This is a genomic window from Blautia sp. JLR.GB0024 (genome assembly GCF_037000545.1).
Taxonomy (GTDB): Bacteria; Bacillota; Clostridia; order Lachnospirales; family Lachnospiraceae; genus Blautia; species Blautia celeris.
Genome location: NZ_JBANBF010000019.1, coordinates 60,188 through 78,061, shown reverse-complemented (window position 1 = coordinate 78,061; position 17,874 = coordinate 60,188). Strand labels below are relative to the sequence as shown.

At 46.8% G+C, this 17,874-nt stretch carries 14 protein-coding genes; all 14 read left to right on the top strand.

Annotated elements, in window-relative coordinates; all coding sequences use genetic code 11:
* The first annotated feature begins 30 nt into the window (after positions 1 to 30).
* The 14 genes from hemW to V8Q34_RS24580 all read left to right on the top strand — a co-directional run bounded on the left by hemW (position 31) and on the right by V8Q34_RS24580 (position 17,848).
* Positions 31 to 1,173, top strand: coding sequence for a radical SAM family heme chaperone HemW (gene hemW, locus V8Q34_RS24645; protein WP_148393381.1), 1,143 nt, complete (start codon positions 31 to 33; stop codon positions 1,171 to 1,173).
* A 165-nt stretch (positions 1,174 to 1,338) separates the two neighbouring features.
* Complete coding sequence (locus V8Q34_RS24640) at positions 1,339 to 1,788, top strand: CBS domain-containing protein (RefSeq protein ID WP_033143032.1); 450 nt, start codon at positions 1,339 to 1,341, stop codon at positions 1,786 to 1,788.
* Positions 1,789 to 2,402: 614 nt separating this feature from the next.
* Complete coding sequence (uvrA, locus tag V8Q34_RS24635) at positions 2,403 to 5,243, top strand: excinuclease ABC subunit UvrA (RefSeq protein ID WP_335836505.1); 2,841 nt, start codon at positions 2,403 to 2,405, stop codon at positions 5,241 to 5,243.
* 109 nt (positions 5,244 to 5,352) lie between these two features.
* Entirely contained in the window at positions 5,353 to 6,345 is a 993-nt protein-coding gene (locus V8Q34_RS24630) for a rod shape-determining protein (RefSeq protein ID WP_018598499.1), read from the top strand.
* 17 nt (positions 6,346 to 6,362) lie between these two features.
* Positions 6,363 to 8,597 carry an SF1B family DNA helicase RecD2 gene (recD2, locus tag V8Q34_RS24625; protein ID WP_148393380.1) on the top strand — a complete coding sequence of 745 codons (2,235 nt, stop codon included), beginning with the start codon at positions 6,363 to 6,365 and terminating at the stop codon, positions 8,595 to 8,597.
* A complete protein-coding gene (locus tag V8Q34_RS24620; RefSeq protein ID WP_243128845.1) occupies positions 8,522 to 9,304 on the top strand; it encodes a ComF family protein in 783 nt (260 codons plus the stop codon). The genes recD2 and V8Q34_RS24620 overlap by 76 nt, the downstream gene beginning before the upstream one ends.
* 315 nt (positions 9,305 to 9,619) lie before the next feature.
* Complete coding sequence (locus V8Q34_RS24615) at positions 9,620 to 10,051, top strand: hypothetical protein (RefSeq protein WP_033143036.1); 432 nt, start codon at positions 9,620 to 9,622, stop codon at positions 10,049 to 10,051.
* On the top strand, positions 10,048 to 11,103 hold the full coding sequence (locus V8Q34_RS24610; protein ID WP_033143037.1) for a hypothetical protein: 1,056 nt from the start codon (positions 10,048 to 10,050) through the stop codon (positions 11,101 to 11,103). The genes V8Q34_RS24615 and V8Q34_RS24610 overlap by 4 nt, the downstream gene beginning before the upstream one ends.
* A 54-nt stretch (positions 11,104 to 11,157) precedes the next feature.
* Positions 11,158 to 12,033 carry a diadenylate cyclase CdaA gene (cdaA, locus tag V8Q34_RS24605; protein ID WP_033143078.1) on the top strand — a complete coding sequence of 292 codons (876 nt, stop codon included), beginning with the start codon at positions 11,158 to 11,160 and terminating at the stop codon, positions 12,031 to 12,033.
* Complete coding sequence (locus V8Q34_RS24600; protein WP_052099654.1) at positions 12,011 to 13,330, top strand: CdaR family protein; 1,320 nt, start codon at positions 12,011 to 12,013, stop codon at positions 13,328 to 13,330. The genes cdaA and V8Q34_RS24600 overlap by 23 nt, the downstream gene beginning before the upstream one ends.
* 25 nt (positions 13,331 to 13,355) lie before the next feature.
* Positions 13,356 to 13,619: an HPr family phosphocarrier protein gene (locus V8Q34_RS24595; RefSeq protein WP_033143038.1), complete on the top strand. Its 264-nt coding sequence runs from the start codon at positions 13,356 to 13,358 to the stop codon at positions 13,617 to 13,619.
* Positions 13,620 to 13,717: 98 nt separating this feature from the next.
* Complete coding sequence (locus tag V8Q34_RS24590) at positions 13,718 to 14,422, top strand: AzlC family ABC transporter permease (protein ID WP_033143039.1); 705 nt, start codon at positions 13,718 to 13,720, stop codon at positions 14,420 to 14,422.
* Positions 14,419 to 14,724: an AzlD domain-containing protein gene (locus V8Q34_RS24585; RefSeq protein ID WP_033143040.1), complete on the top strand. Its 306-nt coding sequence runs from the start codon at positions 14,419 to 14,421 to the stop codon at positions 14,722 to 14,724. The genes V8Q34_RS24590 and V8Q34_RS24585 overlap by 4 nt, the downstream gene beginning before the upstream one ends.
* A 175-nt stretch (positions 14,725 to 14,899) precedes the next feature.
* Entirely contained in the window at positions 14,900 to 17,848 is a 2,949-nt protein-coding gene (locus tag V8Q34_RS24580) for a L,D-transpeptidase family protein (protein ID WP_335836504.1), read from the top strand.
* Positions 17,849 to 17,874: the final 26 nt, after the last annotated feature.

Here is a 17,874-nt window from a genome sequence, read left to right as displayed (position 1 = left end):
AGAATTTTCAGAAATACAGGAGAAGACAAGATGAAAAAAGATTTGGGGCTGTATCTTCACATCCCTTTCTGTATACAAAAATGCGGATACTGTGATTTTTTATCCGCATCGGGAACCGGGGAGGAGAAAGAAGCGTATGTACAGGCTTTGGAAAAAGAAATCCGAAGCTACGGGGATTTTGCAAAAGGTTACAGGGTTTCCACGGTTTTTGTGGGAGGAGGCACCCCTTCCTGTCTGGAAGCGCCTCAGACAGAGCGGATTTTTCAGGCAGTAAGGGACACCTTTGATATAGAAAGAATGCCGGAGATCTCCATGGAGATGAATCCGGGCACTGTGACCCCAGAGAAACTGCAGACCTATAAAAACTGTGGTATCAACCGCCTGAGTATGGGGCTGCAGTCTGTCAGGGACAGTAATCTGAAGCTGCTGGGCAGGATTCATACCTACGAGGCGTTTCTGGAGAGCTATCATCTGGCAAGAGAAGCAGGGTTTCAGAACATCAATGTGGATTTGATCTCCTCCCTGCCGGGACAGACAGAAGCGTCCTGGAGAGAGGAGCTGGAAACAACCGCAGAGCTTTCCCCGGAACATATTTCCGTATACCAGCTCATTTTGGAAGAGGGTACACCCTTTTATGAGAAGTATGCCGGACATCCGGAGCTTCTTCCCGATGAGGAGACAAGCAGGGCTATCTACGAAGTGACCGCAGAGGTGCTTGCAGCGTACGGATTCCGCCAGTATGAGATTTCCAATTATGCGAAAGAGGGCAGGGAGTGCCGCCATAATCTGAAATACTGGGAGCGCGGTGATTATCTGGGCCTTGGCCTGGGCGCTGCCTCCATGGTCAGGAACATCCGCATGAGCAATACCGGGGATATGAAAACATATCTGGAAAAATGCGGGGAACCGAAAACCATGCGCACAGACGTACAGTTTTTGGAGGAGCCTCAGCAGATGGAGGAATTCATGTTTTTAGGGCTTCGCAAGACAAGGGGAATCTCAAAAAAAGAATTTCGCCGGGTCTTTGGCCGGGATATTGAACTGGTATATGAAAAAGCGCTGGATAAGCTTCTGTTAAACGGAATGCTGCTGGAAAAAAAGGACAGGCTGTATCTCTCAAAAGAAGGGGTACTTTTAAGCAATGCTGTCCTCTCGGAATTTCTCTTTGACTGATAAGTCAGGCGCGGGAGTTTGTGAACACAGGTTATAGAAATTTAATAAAGTTTTACAGTTTATCTCTGGAAAATTAATATAGAATGTGTCAGAATAAAGAAAGGAAATATATGTTGAAATGGCAGGTAATAACGGCCGTTTTGTATGACAGTGTGGGAGGGTATAATGAATATTTTATTTTTTCTCACTCCGAAGAGTGATGTGGCCTATATCTATGACACCTTCAGTTTAAGGCAGGTCTTGGAAAAGATGGAATATCACCGGTATTCATGTATTCCGATTATCGGGGAGAATGGAAAATATGTGGGGACGATTACAGAAGGAGACTTACTCTGGGGGCTGAAAAGCCGCGGCGACCTGAATTTAAAGGCTGCGGAGGAAATTCCGATCACTGCGTTCAAGCGGCGGGCAAATTATACGCCGGTGCGTGTGGACTCGGATATGGAAGATCTGCTGGACAAGGCTATGCGGCAGAATTTTGTACCGGTTATTGATGACCAGAAGAATTTTATAGGTATTGTGACGAGACGGGATATTATGCAGTATATCTGTTCTGAGCATCAGAATAAAAATAAGAAGGAGTGCAGAACCTATATTCAGCATGCGTCTGTGTGATGTAAATGTAAAAAGGCTTGCCGCGGGTAGCGGGGGCCTTTTTTGTAACGGTTTTTTTATTTGGGGGATGAGGGCGGACGAAAGGAAATAGGAGGGGGCCGGGAGAGGGAAATGCCTGTGAGCGAAGCGTTCCGCTGCCACGGAGCTAACCTGCTCCCATTTACTAAATTCATCGGCAAGGGCCTCTTCATTAAGTAACTGGGGCAGGTGGATCTCCGCGGCGCTCCACTAAGACATCGCTCACAGGCATTTCCCTCTCCCGGCCCCCTCCTATTTCCTTTCTGACGTTCTCTGAGCCATAGGGGTTATTCTGCCGGATGTGACCGTTACAATTCGGCTTTGTATTTTTCTCTTCCGGTAGAGAAAAACAGGGCTGCCAAAGGAGCCCCGCAGACTCCTCCGACATCCCGTCTACTCTGCCATTACAATAAATCTGTCTGAACATATGTTTGCAAATGTATAATGCATATGATATAATGGCAGGTAGCATAAAAACAAACATACATTCCCTGAAATTGGCAGCTTTCGGTCTCACGTGCAGTGGGTATGACGCTGTGTTGGGGGATGAGAATCTGATAGAAACTGTTGCGCTGATCACGAATAAGGAGATAAAAATGGCAGTAAGAAAACATGACAACCAATTTATCAAAATACGCGGAGCAAATGAGAATAATCTGAAGAATCTGGATGTGGATATTCCACGAAATGAGCTGGTGGTGCTTACCGGGCTGAGTGGTTCCGGGAAGAGTTCTCTTGCATTTGATACGATATATGCGGAAGGACAGAGGAGATATATGGAATCCCTGTCTTCCTATGCCAGACAGTTCCTGGGACAGATGGAAAAACCGGATGTGGAGAGTATTGAGGGACTTTCTCCGGCTATTTCTATTGACCAGAAATCCACCAACAGGAACCCCCGTTCCACGGTTGGCACCGTTACGGAGATATATGACTATTTCAGGCTGCTCTATGCCAGAATCGGTATCCCGCACTGTCCGAAATGCGGAAAAGAGATCAAAAAGCAGACGGTTGACCAGATGGTTGACCATATCATGGGTCTGCCGGAGCGGACCAAGCTTCAGCTTCTGGCACCTGTGGTGAGAGGAAGGAAGGGGACTCACGCCAAGCTTCTGGAGCAGGCAAAGCGGAGCGGTTATGTGCGCGTGCAGATTGACGGCAATCTCTATGAACTCAGTGAGGAGATCAAGCTGGATAAGAATATTAAGCACAATATTGAGATCGTTGTGGACCGCCTTGTGGTGAAAGAAGGGATTGAAAAGCGACTCACGGATTCTATTGAGAATGTGCTGAATCTGGCTGACGGCCTTCTCATTGTGGATACTATGGATGGAAACCAGATAAATTTCAGCCAGAGCTTTTCCTGCCCTGACTGCGGTATCAGTATTGATGAGATTGAGCCGAGGATTTTTTCCTTTAATAATCCCTTTGGTGCCTGCCCTGCCTGTTTCGGTCTGGGTTATAAGATGGAATTCGATGTGGATCTGATGATACCGGATCAGAGTCTGAGTATTGCCCAGGGCGCTATTGTGGTGCTGGGCTGGCAGTCCTGCACAGATAAAGGCAGCTTTACAAGAGCGATTCTGGATGCCCTTGCGGAGGAATATCACTTTGACCTGAATACGCCTTTTGAGGAATATCCGGATAAGATAAAGGACGTGATCATAAACGGGACCCACGGAAAAGAGATAAAGGTCCACTATAAGGGGCAGCGGGGAGAAGGTATTTATGATGTGGCCTTTGAGGGACTTGTGAAAAACGTGGAGCGCCGCTACAGGGAGACCGGTTCGGAGTCCAGCAAGCAGGAGTACGAATCCTTTATGCGTATTACCCCCTGCCCGACCTGTAAAGGCCAGCGTCTGAAAAAAGAAGCTCTGGCAGTGACAGTCGGGGATAAAAATATACATGAGGTTACATCCATGTCCATCCGCGCGCTGCAGGTATTTTTGAACGAACTGCAGCTCACCTCCACCCAGCAGATGATCGGTGAGCAGGTTTTAAAAGAGATTCGTGCCAGAGTGGGATTTTTGATGAATGTAGGGCTGGAATATCTGACTCTGTCCCGTGCAACAGGCACTTTGTCGGGTGGTGAAGCACAGAGGATACGTCTGGCAACTCAGATCGGTTCCGGCCTTGTGGGGGTTGCCTATATTCTGGATGAGCCAAGTATCGGTCTGCATCAGAGGGATAACGATAAACTCCTTGCCACTTTGAAGCACCTGAGGGATCTGGGAAACACTCTGATCGTGGTAGAGCATGATGAAGATACCATGCGGGAGGCAGACTGCATTGTGGATATCGGTCCCGGCGCAGGAGAGCACGGAGGCCAGCTTGTGGCAATCGGTACAGCGGAAGATCTGATGAAAAATAAAAACTCCATTACGGGCCAGTATTTAAGCGGGGCTATGAAGATTCCGGTACCTGAGGAGAGAAGAAAACCCAACGGCTTTCTGACCATACGGGGCGCTTCTGAAAACAACCTGAAAAATATAGACGTAAAAATTCCTTTAGGTGTCATGACCTGCGTGACCGGTGTTTCCGGTTCCGGCAAAAGTTCTCTGATCAACGAAATCCTATATAAGAGCCTGGCAAGGAAACTGAACCGGGCCAGAGTCATTCCGGGAAAACATAAATGCATTGAAGGGGTGGAGCAGCTTGACAAAGTTATTGATATTGACCAGTCACCCATCGGAAGAACGCCGCGTTCCAATCCCGCAACCTACACCGGTGTATTTGACCAGATCCGCGACCTTTTTGCAACCACCGCGGACGCAAAAGCCAGAGGCTATAAAAAGGGAAGATTCAGCTTTAATGTAAAAGGCGGCAGGTGTGAGGCCTGCAGTGGTGACGGTATTTTGAAAATTGAGATGCATTTCCTTTCCGATGTGTATGTTCCCTGTGAAGTCTGCCAGGGAAAACGTTACAACAGAGAGACTCTGGAAGTGAAATATAAAGGGAAAAGCATTTACGATGTGCTGAACATGACGGTGGAGGAGGCGCTCACATTCTTTGAACACCTTCCGTCTATCAAGAGGAAGATCCAGACGCTTTACGATGTGGGGCTTTCCTATATCCGCCTGGGCCAGCCTTCCACGGAACTGTCCGGAGGTGAGGCGCAGAGGATCAAGCTGGCAACAGAACTGAGCAAGAGAAGTACAGGAAAGACCATCTATATTCTGGATGAGCCTACCACAGGTCTGCATTTTGCGGATGTGCACAAGCTTATTGAGATCCTCCGGCGTCTGGCAGAGGGCGGGAATACAGTGGTTGTCATCGAGCACAACCTGGATGTGATAAAAACTGCGGATTATATCATAGATATCGGCCCGGAAGGCGGCGATAAAGGGGGAACCGTGATAGCTTCCGGTACACCGGAGGAGGTGGCGGCGAATCCTGTCTCCTACACAGGTCGTTACGTGTCAAAATATTTGAATTGATTGCCCCTTTTCATTTCGGGACAAGTTGGGTATAATGAAGAATATCGGTGGGCCCGGGACAGACATCCCGGGCAGAACACTGATATCCAAATATAGAAAGGGGTATTCTATGGCAGCGACAGATATTGGAATCGACCTGGGAACGGCCAGTATACTGGTTTACGCAAAAGGAAAAGGCATTGTACTGAAAGAACCATCCGTAGTTGCATACGATAAAGATAATAATAAAATAAGAGCAGTAGGAGAAGAGGCAAGGCAGATGATCGGCAGAACACCCGGCAACATTGTGGCGGTGCGCCCCCTGCGCCAGGGTGTTATCTCTGACTATGAGGTGACAGAGAAAATGCTCAAATACTTCATCTCCAAAGCCATGGGCAAGAAAGCTTTCCGAAAACCCCGCATCAGCATCTGCGTACCCAGCGGTGTGACAGAGGTGGAGAAGAAAGCTGTGGAGGAAGCCACGTACCAGGCAGGCGCCAGAGAAGTGAACATCATCGAGGAGCCGATTGCTGCGGCTATCGGGGCAGGTATTGATATCACAAGGCCCTTTGGCAACATGATCGTGGATATCGGCGGCGGTACCACAGATGTGGCGGTGATCTCCCTTGGCGGGACAGTAGTATCCACTTCCATTAAAGTGGCAGGCGATAATTTCGATGAGGCTATCATGCGTTATGTAAGGAAGAAGCACAATCTGATGATCGGCGAGCGCTCCGCAGAGGATGCGAAGATCCAGATAGGAACCGTTTATCCCCATCCGCAGCCGAAGACTATGGATGTGAAGGGACGTGATACGATCACGGGGCTTCCCAAAAGCATAACCCTCACCTCCGAGGAGATCAGAGAGGCTTTAAAGGACGCAACGGTACAAATTATGGAGACCATACATGGAATTCTGGAAAAAACTCCTCCGGAACTGGCAGCAGATGTGGCTGACAGGGGTATTGTCCTCACCGGCGGCGGTGCACTTTTGGGTGGGCTGGAGACGCTGATCGAGGAAGAGACAGGCATCAACACCGTGGTGGCAGAAGAGCCTGCTATGGCTGTAGCCATCGGCACAGGCCAGTACATGGAGCTTATGAGCAAGATAAACGGGAAATAAAACAAATGAGGTAAGTTATGGAAGAAACCATAGAAGGATATGTGGACCATATTATCTTCCGGAATGAGGATAACGGGTACACAGTTATGGTTGTGATTGCTGAGGAGGAAGAGCTGACCTGTGTGGGCAGTTTTCAGTATCTAAGTGAAGGAGAAACCATCAAAGCCTATGGACATTACACAGAACACCCGTCCTACGGCAGGCAGTTCTCCGTCACCTCCTATGAGACCGTTGTGCCCCAGGATTCCATGGCCATGGAACGATACCTGGGTTCCGGTGCCATCAAAGGGATCGGAGCGGCTCTTGCCGCCAGGATTGTCAGGCGTTTCAAGGACGACACTCTGCGTATCGTGGAGGAGGAGCCGGAGCGGCTGGCAGAAATCAAGGGCATCAGTGAGAAGAAGGCCCGGGAGATCGCTGCTCAGGTGTCTGAGAAGGCGGATATGCGGAAAGCCATGATGTTTCTTCAGCAATACGGCATTTCCCTTTCACTGGGAGCTAAGATATTCAATCAGTATGGACACGAAATGTACGGCATACTAAGGGAGAATCCCTATAAGATGGCTGAGGATATTGACGGAGTGGGATTTAAGATGGCAGATGAGATCGCTGCCAGGATCGGCATCCATACAGACTCCGATTACCGTATCCGAAGCGGTCTTCTATACATATTACTGCAGGCAACTGCAGAGGGGCATGTGTTCCTTCCACAGCGCATTCTGCTGGAACGGGCATCTGCCCTTTTGGGCGTTGCAGCCGCTTATATGGAAAAACATATTATGGATCTGGCTATAGACAGAAAGATTGTAGTAAAAGAGGTTGCGCTCAGGGAAGGGGCACAGACGGAACCGGTCATCTATGCCAGCCAGTATTACCAGCTGGAGCTGCATGTGGCACAGATGTTAAAAGAACTGGCCTTAGAGGATACCGTGGATGAGGAGAGGATGGAAGCACAGCTTGTTCGCCTTGAGAAAAGCGGAAATGTAGAGCTGGATGAGAAGCAGCGCCAGGCAGTCGTAGAGGCTGTGAAAAACGGCCTGCTGGTTATCACCGGTGGCCCCGGTACAGGAAAGACAACCACCATCAATGCGATCATCCGTTACTATGAGCTGGAAGGCGTGGACATCTGTCTTGCCGCTCCCACGGGAAGAGCCGCAAAGCGTATGACAGAGACCACAGGCTATGAGGCCAGAACTATCCACCGGCTTTTAGAACTCAGCGGAATGCCGGATGACTCCTCTGCCAGCATCCACTTTGAGCGCAATGCCCAGAATCCGCTGGAGGCGGATGTTGTTATTATTGACGAGATGTCCATGGTGGACATTTTTCTTATGCACGCACTGCTCTCGGCCATTACGCCGGGCACCCGGCTGATTCTGGTCGGGGATGTGAACCAGCTTCCAAGTGTAGGGCCCGGAAGTGTACTCAAAGATATCATCCGTTCTGAAAAATTCCCGGTTGTGGAACTGGTCAAGATTTTCCGGCAGGCTTCCCAGAGTGATATCGTGGTGAATGCCCATAAGATCAACCGGGGTGTCCCCGTTGTTCTGGATAATAAAAGTATGGACTTTTTCTTCCTGAAGCGGTATGACGCCAATGTGATCATCAGTGTTGTCATCACCCTGATCCAGAAGAAACTGCCAAAGTTTGTAGATGCAACGCCTTATGATATCCAGGTTTTGACTCCTATGCGGAAAGGGCTTCTGGGTGTAGAGCGTCTGAACAGCATTCTACAGCAGTATCTGAATCCCCCTTCTCCTGACAAGAAGGAGAGGGAGCACGGCAGCGGCTTGTTCCGCGAGGGTGATAAGGTCATGCAGATCAAGAACAACTACCAGACCGAATGGGAGGTCCGCGGCAAATACGGCATTCCGGTGGAAAAAGGCGTGGGTGTTTTTAACGGGGATACAGGAATCCTGCGGGAGATCAACACCTTTGCGGAGACCCTCACCGTGGAATTTGATGAGGGACGCTTTGTGGAGTATGCGTTCAAGCAGTTGGATGAGCTGGAGCTTGCCTATGCCATTACCATCCACAAATCACAGGGAAGTGAATACCCTGCGGTGGTGATTCCGCTTTTGGGAGGCCCCAGGATGCTGATGAACAGAAATCTTCTCTATACAGCCGTGACAAGGGCGAGAAAGTGTGTGACATTGGTAGGAGATGAAAATACTTTTTGGGAAATGGAAAAAAACCAGATGGAACAAAGCCGTTATACCACTCTGGATCTGCGGATAAAGGAAAGCTGTTAGCATCCTTTGCCCTTGATATGGTCTATCCCAGGCGCTGCCCTGTCTGCCATGACATTGCAGTTCCAAGGGGAAGGACCATATGCCGGGAATGCGTGGATAAACTGGTGCCCATCCATGGGCCGCGCTGTTTTAAGTGCTCCAAGCCCCTGGCGGACAGTGAGTCAGAGTTCTGTTATGACTGCGCATCGAAAAAACATTCTTATGACCGGGGAATCAGTATTTTTTCCTACGGTTCAGTTCTTTCAAAATCCCTGTATCAGTTAAAATACCATCAAAGGCAGGAGTACGGCCGTTTTTACGGCAGATATGCCGCGGCAATTGCAGGGGAACAGATCCGCCTCTGGGGAGTGGAAGTGCTGATCCCTGTCCCGCTTCATCCGAAAAGAATGGAGAAAAGAGGGTACAACCAGGCAGAGATCATAGCCGCGGAGATAGGAAAAGCACTGCAGATTCCCGTAGATATAAAAACTGTGATCAGAAAAATCAATACAAAACCCCAGAAAGAGCTGAACGACAAGGAGCGGAGAAGTAATCTTCGCAGCGCCTTTGCCGTGACGAAAACCAGACTTCCCTGGAAAAAAATATTGATCGTAGATGATATCTACACCACAGGGAGTACTGTGGACGGTGTAAGCCTTGCCCTGAAAGCAGCCGGTGCGGAACAGGTATATTTTTTAACCGCAGCCATAGGGACAGGTTTCTGCTGATAAGGCTTGATTCGCCTACTTTATTTATGCTATAATGCAAGTTGTATACATAGAATGGCATGTCCGGTACATCCCGGTATTGCGCTGTTTCATGTGTCATAAGACGGTACGTCCATACAGTCCGTGGTTTTGTGAAAGAATCAAAACAGACTGTGCGGTGTCCATAGAGTGCCGTATTTGTGGGATGCCATTTAGGAAATGCAGTAAGTGGCACATTTGTTGTGCCATAAATTGCAGACAGCCTTTTGGGGCATAATTATAGTAAACTGTGAGTACATATAAAAGCATTGTTTTCACAGGAAGTAGAGGAAGCTTATGTTAAATGAACAGAAAATCAAGAAAATGAGGAAATTAGCTGCTTACGAATCCGGTAAGGGCAGAGAAGATCTGTCAATCAGCAATTACTACAGAAGCGATTATATAGGCCTTGCAATGATCAAGAACTTTTTTATCACGACCATCGCCTATGTGCTGCTGCTGGCTGTCTACTTTGGGTATAAGAGCGAATATATGATGGATAATCTGCATAAGATAGACCTGTTTTCTCTGGGAATCAAAATTATCATCATCTATATCGCACTGCTTGTGGCCTACACCATTCTGACTTATATCTACTGCTCCGTCAAATACAGAAGCGCTCAGAAAGGCGTGGAGGAGTATTACAGAGAGTTGGGACAGCTGAAAAAAATATATGACAGAGAAGAAAAGAGAGCCGGGAGACTGACCGGAAGGAGGAAAGGCGCATGACAGCGTTACTGATATTGAAACAGAAAATCAAGGAATTTTACGGGGAGCATGACACCTGGATTCTTCCGATCCTGAAGTTTATATTGGCATTCGGTCTTTTCAAGGGGATCAACACCACACTGGGATTCATGGGCAAACTGGATAATATTTTTGTTGTCCTGATTCTGGCCCTTTTATGTTCCGTTATGCCCGTCAATACCATGACGATCCTGGGCTGTGTCCTGATCATCGGCCACTGCTATGCAGTGGGAATCGAGGTCGCAGGTTTTGCTCTGCTTCTTATGATCCTGCTGATGATATTATTCCTGCGGTTTACATCCAAAGATAACGTGGCTCTTGTGCTGACTCCGGTGTCCTTTGCCTTTCATATTCCGGCAGCCGTACCCATCGGCTGCGGTCTTCTACGCGGACCTGCAAGTGCGGTGCCCGCAGGCTGCGGCGTTATTCTGTATTACTTTATGCGTCTTGTAAAAGACAAGGCAGGGGTACTGCAGGGAAAAGAGACAGAGGCTGTCCAGAAGCTTCAGATCTTACTGGACGGACTGGTGAAGAATCAGGAAATGTGGCTGGCGATCATAGCGTTTGCAACAGTCACCCTGCTGGTGTACCTGATCCGCCGTTCCTCCTTTGACTATTCCTGGAGGATCGCAGTGGTTACCGGTGCGGTAGTGTACATTGTTCTGATGTTGTTCGGAAGCATGTTCATGAGCATCAGCATGGAGATGGGCAGCGTTATCATTGCCGGTGTGGTTTCCGCATTGATCGGCCTTGTCATTGAATTTTTTGTACTGGGAGTGGATTACTCAAGAAGTGAAGTGACCCAGTTTGAGGATGACGAATATGTCTATTATGTAAAAGCAGTACCGAAATCTCTTGTGTCACAGACCAAGAAGAGTGTGAAGAAATTTTCATCTAATAAGAAGTCAGATGACAGTGATCTGGACGATTTAGATGAAGAAACACCGGAACAGGATGCAGCGCCTGTAGAGCATGTTTCAGAGGAGGATTTTGACTTTGAGAAACAGCTGGAAGAATCGCTGAAAGATTTATAAAGATGATCCCATAAGGGAATTATACATAATTAAGGGGGTGGAGATATGGGGAATATGGTAGCCAGCATAAAAGAATATCTGACCGGTTTAACTCTTCCGCATATGTCATGGATTGACATTATTGAAATTCTTCTGATAGCAGTATTGGTTTATCAGTTTATGTTGTGGGTGAGAAATACACGGGCTTATTCCCTGTTGAAAGGAATTTTAATTGTCCTGGCATTTATCTTCATCGCTTATCTCTTGAAGATGAATACGATTTTGTGGTTGGTGTATAATGCCGGCGGATATGCGATCACGGCAGTGCTGGTTATTTTTCAGCCGGAGCTTAGAAAAGCTCTGGAAGAACTGGGACATAAGAAAATAGTAAGTACAATTCTTCCCTTTGACAGTGGTAAAAAAGATGAGAGCGGCAGATTCAGTGACCGTACATTAAATGAAATTGTCCGTGCCAGCTATGAAATGGGAGAAGTTAAGACAGGGGCATTGATTGTCATCGAGGAAGAGACGATACTAAACGAATATGCAAGAACAGGTATCTATCTTGACTCATTAGTGACAAGTCAGCTGCTGATTAATATTTTTGAGCATAACACACCCCTTCATGATGGGGCTGTGATCATCCGAGGGGACCGTGTTGTTGCAGCAACCTGCTATCTGCCGCTGTCGGATAATATGGAGCTGAATAAAAATCTTGGAACAAGACACCGGGCAGGAGTGGGAATCAGTGAAGTAAGTGATTCTCTGACAATTATTGTTTCCGAGGAGACCGGCAGGGTTTCTGTAGCCCAGAATGGTGCCCTGAGGGTTGGAGTAACCAGGGATGAACTGAAAGAAATATTGATAAAGGAGCAGAACGCCAACGCAGAAAAACAAAAGCGTAAGATATGGAAGGGATGGGTGAAGAATGAAGAAAAGTCTGATGAATAAATTTACCTTAAAAATCCTTTCCCTGCTGATTGCCATGTTGATATGGCTGCTGGTGGTTAATGTTCAGGATCCTATAACAACAGAAATTTTTACAGATATTCCGGTGACTTTTGTTAATGAGTCATACATTGAGAAAAGCGGTAAACTAGCCCTTATGGTGGAGGGAAAGGATACGGTAAATGTCCGTGTAAGGGGCGAAAACAGTATTATCAGGAATATGAGCAAAGATAACATCACTGCAGTTGCAGATCTGACTCAGATTATTGATATGACGACACAGCCGATCATGGTACCTGTTACCGTAACATGTCCAGGCATAAAAGATAAAAACGTAGAGGTAACACCAAGAAATATTCCTATAACTATAGAAGAGAGAGAGAGCATAGACTGTATCATCAATACAGAGCTTGTAGGAGAATCAAAACCGGATAAGAATTATGAAGTGGGAAAGACTACGGCTGAGCCGGAGAAAATTACTATCACGGGTCCGAAATCCGTTGTTAAGAATATTGACAATGTTACTGCGAAAGTTAATGTAGATGGAATGACCGAGAGCGGTGAAAGGAATGCGGAGCTGGTGATTTATGATAAGAATCACGATGAGCTTACGGATAAGCAGATGGCTTCCCTGAAATTTGATATACCAAGTACAACGGTAAAGGTTAATGTTGAATTGTGGAGAACGCTCCAGGGAGTCACAATTGATGCGTTAAATTCTTATGTAGGAGAGCCGCTGAATGGATATCAGGTTGGAAAAATCACGTCTACTCCGGAGAAAATCAATATTATCGGTTCAGATGAAGCGCTCCAGAAGTTCACGGTAAATGGCAACAAACTGACCATTCCCGCATCGGAGGACAGAGATATTACAGGTAAATCAGCCGACTGTGAATTTTCCGTTGATTTAGCCGAGCTTCTTCCAAAAGATATTAAACTGGCTTCCGGTGTAAATGATACGGCACTCATAAAGGTAAGTATCCTTCCTCTTAACAGCAAGGAATACAACATCTCCACAACAGATATTAAGATTGAAAATAATCCTGGAAATATGAATGTTGTTCTCGACAAAGTGGAGGTTCTGGTCCGTGTTGAAGGACTTACGGAAGAACTGGATAAACTGGAGAAAAGCCAAATACACCTGAGCATCGATCTCAAAGGTTATACAGAAGCAGGCGAATACGAAGTACCGGTTAAGATTGAAGTGCCTGACGGTTATCAGGTGGTCGATGAAGTCAAAGTCAAAGCAACCTTGACAAATACCAATACAGATGCTGTAGCACAAAAGCCGGCATCGTAAAACAGAAATAGGGGAGTGATGAATAATGGTAAGCCAGAAAGTCAAAGTCAATAATTTAATAGGGCTGCACCTGAGACCAGCAGGCCGCCTCTGCAGTGAGGCTATGCAGTTCAAATCACTGATCACCTTCAGTTACAGCAATGTTACAGCAAATGCGAAAAGTGTCCTCAGCGTTCTTGGCGCCTGTGTGAAAGGCGGAGATGAGATTGAATTGGTATGCGAAGGGGAAGACGAAGAAGAGGCATTAAAACATCTGGTATATATTCTGGAGGAAGGTTTGCAGGAATAAGCATTTATCCCGGGGATGGGACAGTTAAGGCTGTCTCATCCCTCGATTTTTGCCTGACCGAATCGTTACATATATTTTACTTTAAGGAGAAAGCAATCATGCATAATAACATCAAAGAAGGTCTGAAAGACGGTATTCCCATAGCACTGGGTTATTTTTCTGTCAGCTTTACATTTGGAATGCTGGCAGTGAACAGCGGTATGGCACCTCTTCACGCGGTGCTGATTTCCCTCTTTAATCTCACATCAGCAGGACAGTTTGCAGGTCTGAATGTCATTTTATCGGGTGCCTCCCTGTTGGAAATGGCATTGACACAGCTTGTTATCAACATGAGATATGCGCTCATGTCGCTTTCCCTGTCCCAGAAGTTCGACAGCTGCGTAAAGACGCGCCACAGGCTTTTGATCGCGTATGGAAATACAGATGAGATATTCGCGGTGGCAAGTTCAAAAAGGGGAAGTGTGGGTCAGTATTACATGTACGGCTTGATTCTCCTGCCGGTTCTCGGCTGGGTAGGGGGAACGCTGACCGGAGCCATAGCGAGCACGGTTATGCCCGCCTTTGTGCGCAGCGCTTTGGGTGTGGCGCTGTATGGAATGTTTATAGCAATTGTAGTCCCACCGGCAAAAAAAGAATCCACAGTGCGGACTGTGGTATTTATTGCGCTGGCCCTGAGCAGTATGTTTTATTATCTCCCGGTACTCAAACAGGTTTCCGGCGGATTTATGATCATTATCTGTACACTGCTGGCAGCGGGGATCGGAGCTGTTCTATTTCCTATTAAGGAGGGTGAGGAAGCATGATTTATGCGTATATTTTTGTTATGGCAGGCGTGACTTATTTGATCCGTATGCTGCCTTTGACACTGATTCAGAAGAAAATTTCAAATGTATACATACGCTCATTTCTATATTACGTGCCATATGCCTGTCTGACAGCCATGACATTTCCGGCTATCTTATACGCGACGGCATCGCCGATATCCGCTTTTGCGGGCCTGGCAGCAGCCATATTTTTTGCCATGAAGGAGAAAAGTCTGGTGATGGTGGCATGTTTTTCCTGTATCGGTGTTTTTATCACAGAACGTATTTTAGAGTTAATATGAGCAGAGTTCATGAGACTGTAAAAGAAATTTAATATTACATTTCTCCGGTTTGGTTGTAATAACCTATAAAAAATGGTAAAATGGTGATATCTCTAGAGGGAGAGTATACCTGTTTGATACATATTGTATCCGGGAGATAAATAAGAGCGTAAAGCTGGAAAGTAGAGGGAATAGTATGAAGAAGCGCAGGATGAAGCTGTTGGCACTGATGCTTACAGCAGCGGTTACATTCACTTCTGTTCTTCCTGTAGGAGCAACTGCTACCAACGGAAGCGAAGCACCGCAGCAGGTTACGGAGCTTACAGATCCGCTGGATGAAGGGGGCGGAGTAACAGACAATGGCCAGGGAAATACAGATGTTTCCGGCGATGTCCAGAATGGCATTGACCAGACCGGAGATGAGCAGCCTGGTGACCTGCCGGCTGAACCGAATCACGATGCAGAAACAGCCCAGGATGACCATTGGACTCTGGAACAAGCTGAGAATAAGATGATATTCCGGTATTATGAGTCAGTAGATGGGTTTGCAGGATATCAGAAGAAACGGGAATTGGATAAGCAGAGCGGTATCTGGACGTATTTTGAAGTTCAGGAAGACGGGACGGAAGCGGCTGCTACGCCTAAACCATATGACGAATTTGATGTAAATGGAACACACGTTGGCCTTTATGAGACCGTAGGATACTTAGACGAGGATCTGGGTGCAGTAACATTGGTTTACGCTTTTGCATCAACAGAGGAGGGTCTAAAAGGCTATGGCGGATATTGGTATCAGAATGAGAACGGTTGTTTCACATATTATACAACAGAAGCAGATGCAGAGGGAGATCCGGATGCTAAAATGGCGGAAGGACTTCAGGTACCTGGAAGTTTCCTGGAAGGCCTGAACACGATCAAAGATGAAGATGGTGAATATACCTTTTGGCTGGATGCAGAAGGCAGACCGCTGACAAATGCATGGAAGATAGTAGTGGGAGAGGACGAAAACAAAACATTCTGTTATTTCGGCGAAGACGGAAAGATGCTGACAGAGGGCATGCCCACAGGACTTCAGACTATTGAAGGTTCTAACTATTGGATCGGAGAAGACGGTAAGCCTGAGACTGCTGTATGGAAAAAGCTGGATGGCAAGTATTATTATTTTGATGTGAATGGTGTGCAGACACAGGATAAAACAGGCCTTCAGAAAATAGACGGCAGTAATTACTGGGTGAATAAGGATGGAAGTTATGCCAAATCCAAATGGATAATCAGCGGCGGTAAATATTACTATTTTGGAGCAAATGGAAAGCAGACATCTAAAACCGGATTACAGACAATCAATGGCAAGAAATACTACGTGAACAAAAACGGCACAGTTAGGAAAAATACTTCTGTAATTGTAAAAGGTGTGCGGTATTTCTTCGGCAAAGACGGTAAATGTACCAAATCCTACAAAGTACATACTGTGGGTTGGAAATCAAATGGAAAAGGCTGGTGGTATCAGAAAGAAGATGGTACCTGGCCAACAAACTGCTGGTATCAAATAGATGGTAAAAAATATTATTTTGACGGCAGCGGATATATGCAGACCGGATGGTTGAAATTAGGAAATAAGTGGTATTATCTATCAGGAAATGGTGCAATGGTAACCGGATGGATTAACCTGGGGGGAACCTGGTATTATCTTACACCAGATTCTGGTGTTATGAAGACAGGTTGGTATAAGGTAGGCAATAACACATATTTCAGTAATGGCAGCGGAGCCATGATGACAGGCTGGCTGAATCAGGGAGGAACCTGGTACTATTTAAATGGCAGCGGGGCTATGCAGACTGGCTGGGCTGTGGTAGGCGGTGCATGGTACTATTTCACACCTGGAAACGGTGCGATGAAGACCGGTTGGTACAAGATTGGAAATACCTGGTATTTCAGTAATGCAAGCGGAGCTATGCAGACTGGTTGGTTGAACTTAGGTGGAACCTGGTATTATCTCACCGGAAGCGGAGCGATGGCTCAGGGCTGGGCTAATGTAGGAGGAACCTGGTATTACCTTACTCCGGGTAGCGGAGCAATGGCAAAGGGCTGGCTGAACCTGGGAGGAACCTGGTATTATCTGAACGGAAGCGGAGCTATGGTAACAGGCTGGCTGAATCAGGGAGGAACCTGGTATTATCTGAATGGAAGCGGAGCTATGATTCAGGGCTGGGCAGTGATAGGCGGTTCCTGGTATTATTTCACACCGGGTCACGGTGATATGCGGACCGGTTGGTATCAGGATAATGGTAAATGGTATTATTCTTACGGCAATGGCATTATGGCTATGAATACCTGGATTGACACATATTATTATGTGGGCGGAAGCGGAGCCATGCTGACGAACACTACGATTGGCGGGTATTATGTAGGTAAAGATGGACGATGGGTGCCGGGTTATGGTACGGTAAATGTCAATACTGCTGGCCAGTGGGAGCAGAAGGGCGGAGCTTATTATTTCCGAAAAAGTAATGGAGCATATGCGAAAGGTGAATACATTGCCTGGGATGGTAACTGGTATTATCTGAACGGCAGTGGTATCATGGTTACAGGATGGCAGTATATAAAGGGATATAAATTATATTTTGGTACAGGCGGACAGCTTCATCAGGATGTCAGTAATATGGTAGGCGGCCCTTACCAGATCAGAGTAAACCGAACGAGCTGCCAGATTACTGTTTTTGCAAAAGATGGAGGCAATGGGTGGATTATTCCGGTCAAATCAATAACCTGTTCTGTGGGTAATCCGATTACTCTTACACCGGCAGGAACATTTTACATCGGAGATCAGGACAGATGGCATATACTTATGGGACCGTCATGGGGACAGTGGACCTCACATGTAGTAAACGGTATCTTTATCCATTCTGTTGCAGGTACTTCCACCAGCCAGTATAATCTCTCTTCATGGGATTATAATTTGCTGGGACAGCCGGCATCTCATGGCTGTATTCGTGTTTGCGTAAGGGATGCAAAATGGATTTATGATAACTGCGGCAGAGGAACTGCGGTAATTATCGGAGATGGATATTACGAACCCTTTGATAAACCGGCAACACAAAAACTTCCTGCAGGAGTAAATTTGAAAGATCCAACAGATATTTGGTAAAAAATTAAAAGTGCCGTCAGGTGATG

What these genes read in the sequence shown, in the direction of transcription:
- uvrA (WP_335836505.1), top strand. Translation starts at nt 2,403, where the DNA reads ATGGCAGTAAGAAAACATGACAACCAATTTATCAAAATACGCGGAGCA.
- V8Q34_RS24590 (WP_033143039.1), top strand. Translation starts at nt 13,718, where the DNA reads ATGCATAATAACATCAAAGAAGGTCTGAAAGACGGTATTCCCATAGCA.
- cdaA (WP_033143078.1), top strand. Translation starts at nt 11,158, where the DNA reads ATGGTAGCCAGCATAAAAGAATATCTGACCGGTTTAACTCTTCCGCAT.
- V8Q34_RS24600 (WP_052099654.1), top strand. Translation starts at nt 12,011, where the DNA reads ATGAAGAAAAGTCTGATGAATAAATTTACCTTAAAAATCCTTTCCCTG.
- V8Q34_RS24630 (WP_018598499.1), top strand. Translation starts at nt 5,353, where the DNA reads ATGGCAGCGACAGATATTGGAATCGACCTGGGAACGGCCAGTATACTG.
- V8Q34_RS24585 (WP_033143040.1), top strand. Translation starts at nt 14,419, where the DNA reads ATGATTTATGCGTATATTTTTGTTATGGCAGGCGTGACTTATTTGATC.
- V8Q34_RS24595 (WP_033143038.1), top strand. Translation starts at nt 13,356, where the DNA reads ATGGTAAGCCAGAAAGTCAAAGTCAATAATTTAATAGGGCTGCACCTG.
- hemW (WP_148393381.1), top strand. Translation starts at nt 31, where the DNA reads ATGAAAAAAGATTTGGGGCTGTATCTTCACATCCCTTTCTGTATACAA.
- V8Q34_RS24640 (WP_033143032.1), top strand. Translation starts at nt 1,339, where the DNA reads ATGAATATTTTATTTTTTCTCACTCCGAAGAGTGATGTGGCCTATATC.
- V8Q34_RS24580 (WP_335836504.1), top strand. Translation starts at nt 14,900, where the DNA reads ATGAAGAAGCGCAGGATGAAGCTGTTGGCACTGATGCTTACAGCAGCG.
- recD2 (WP_148393380.1), top strand. Translation starts at nt 6,363, where the DNA reads ATGGAAGAAACCATAGAAGGATATGTGGACCATATTATCTTCCGGAAT.
- V8Q34_RS24615 (WP_033143036.1), top strand. Translation starts at nt 9,620, where the DNA reads ATGTTAAATGAACAGAAAATCAAGAAAATGAGGAAATTAGCTGCTTAC.
- V8Q34_RS24610 (WP_033143037.1), top strand. Translation starts at nt 10,048, where the DNA reads ATGACAGCGTTACTGATATTGAAACAGAAAATCAAGGAATTTTACGGG.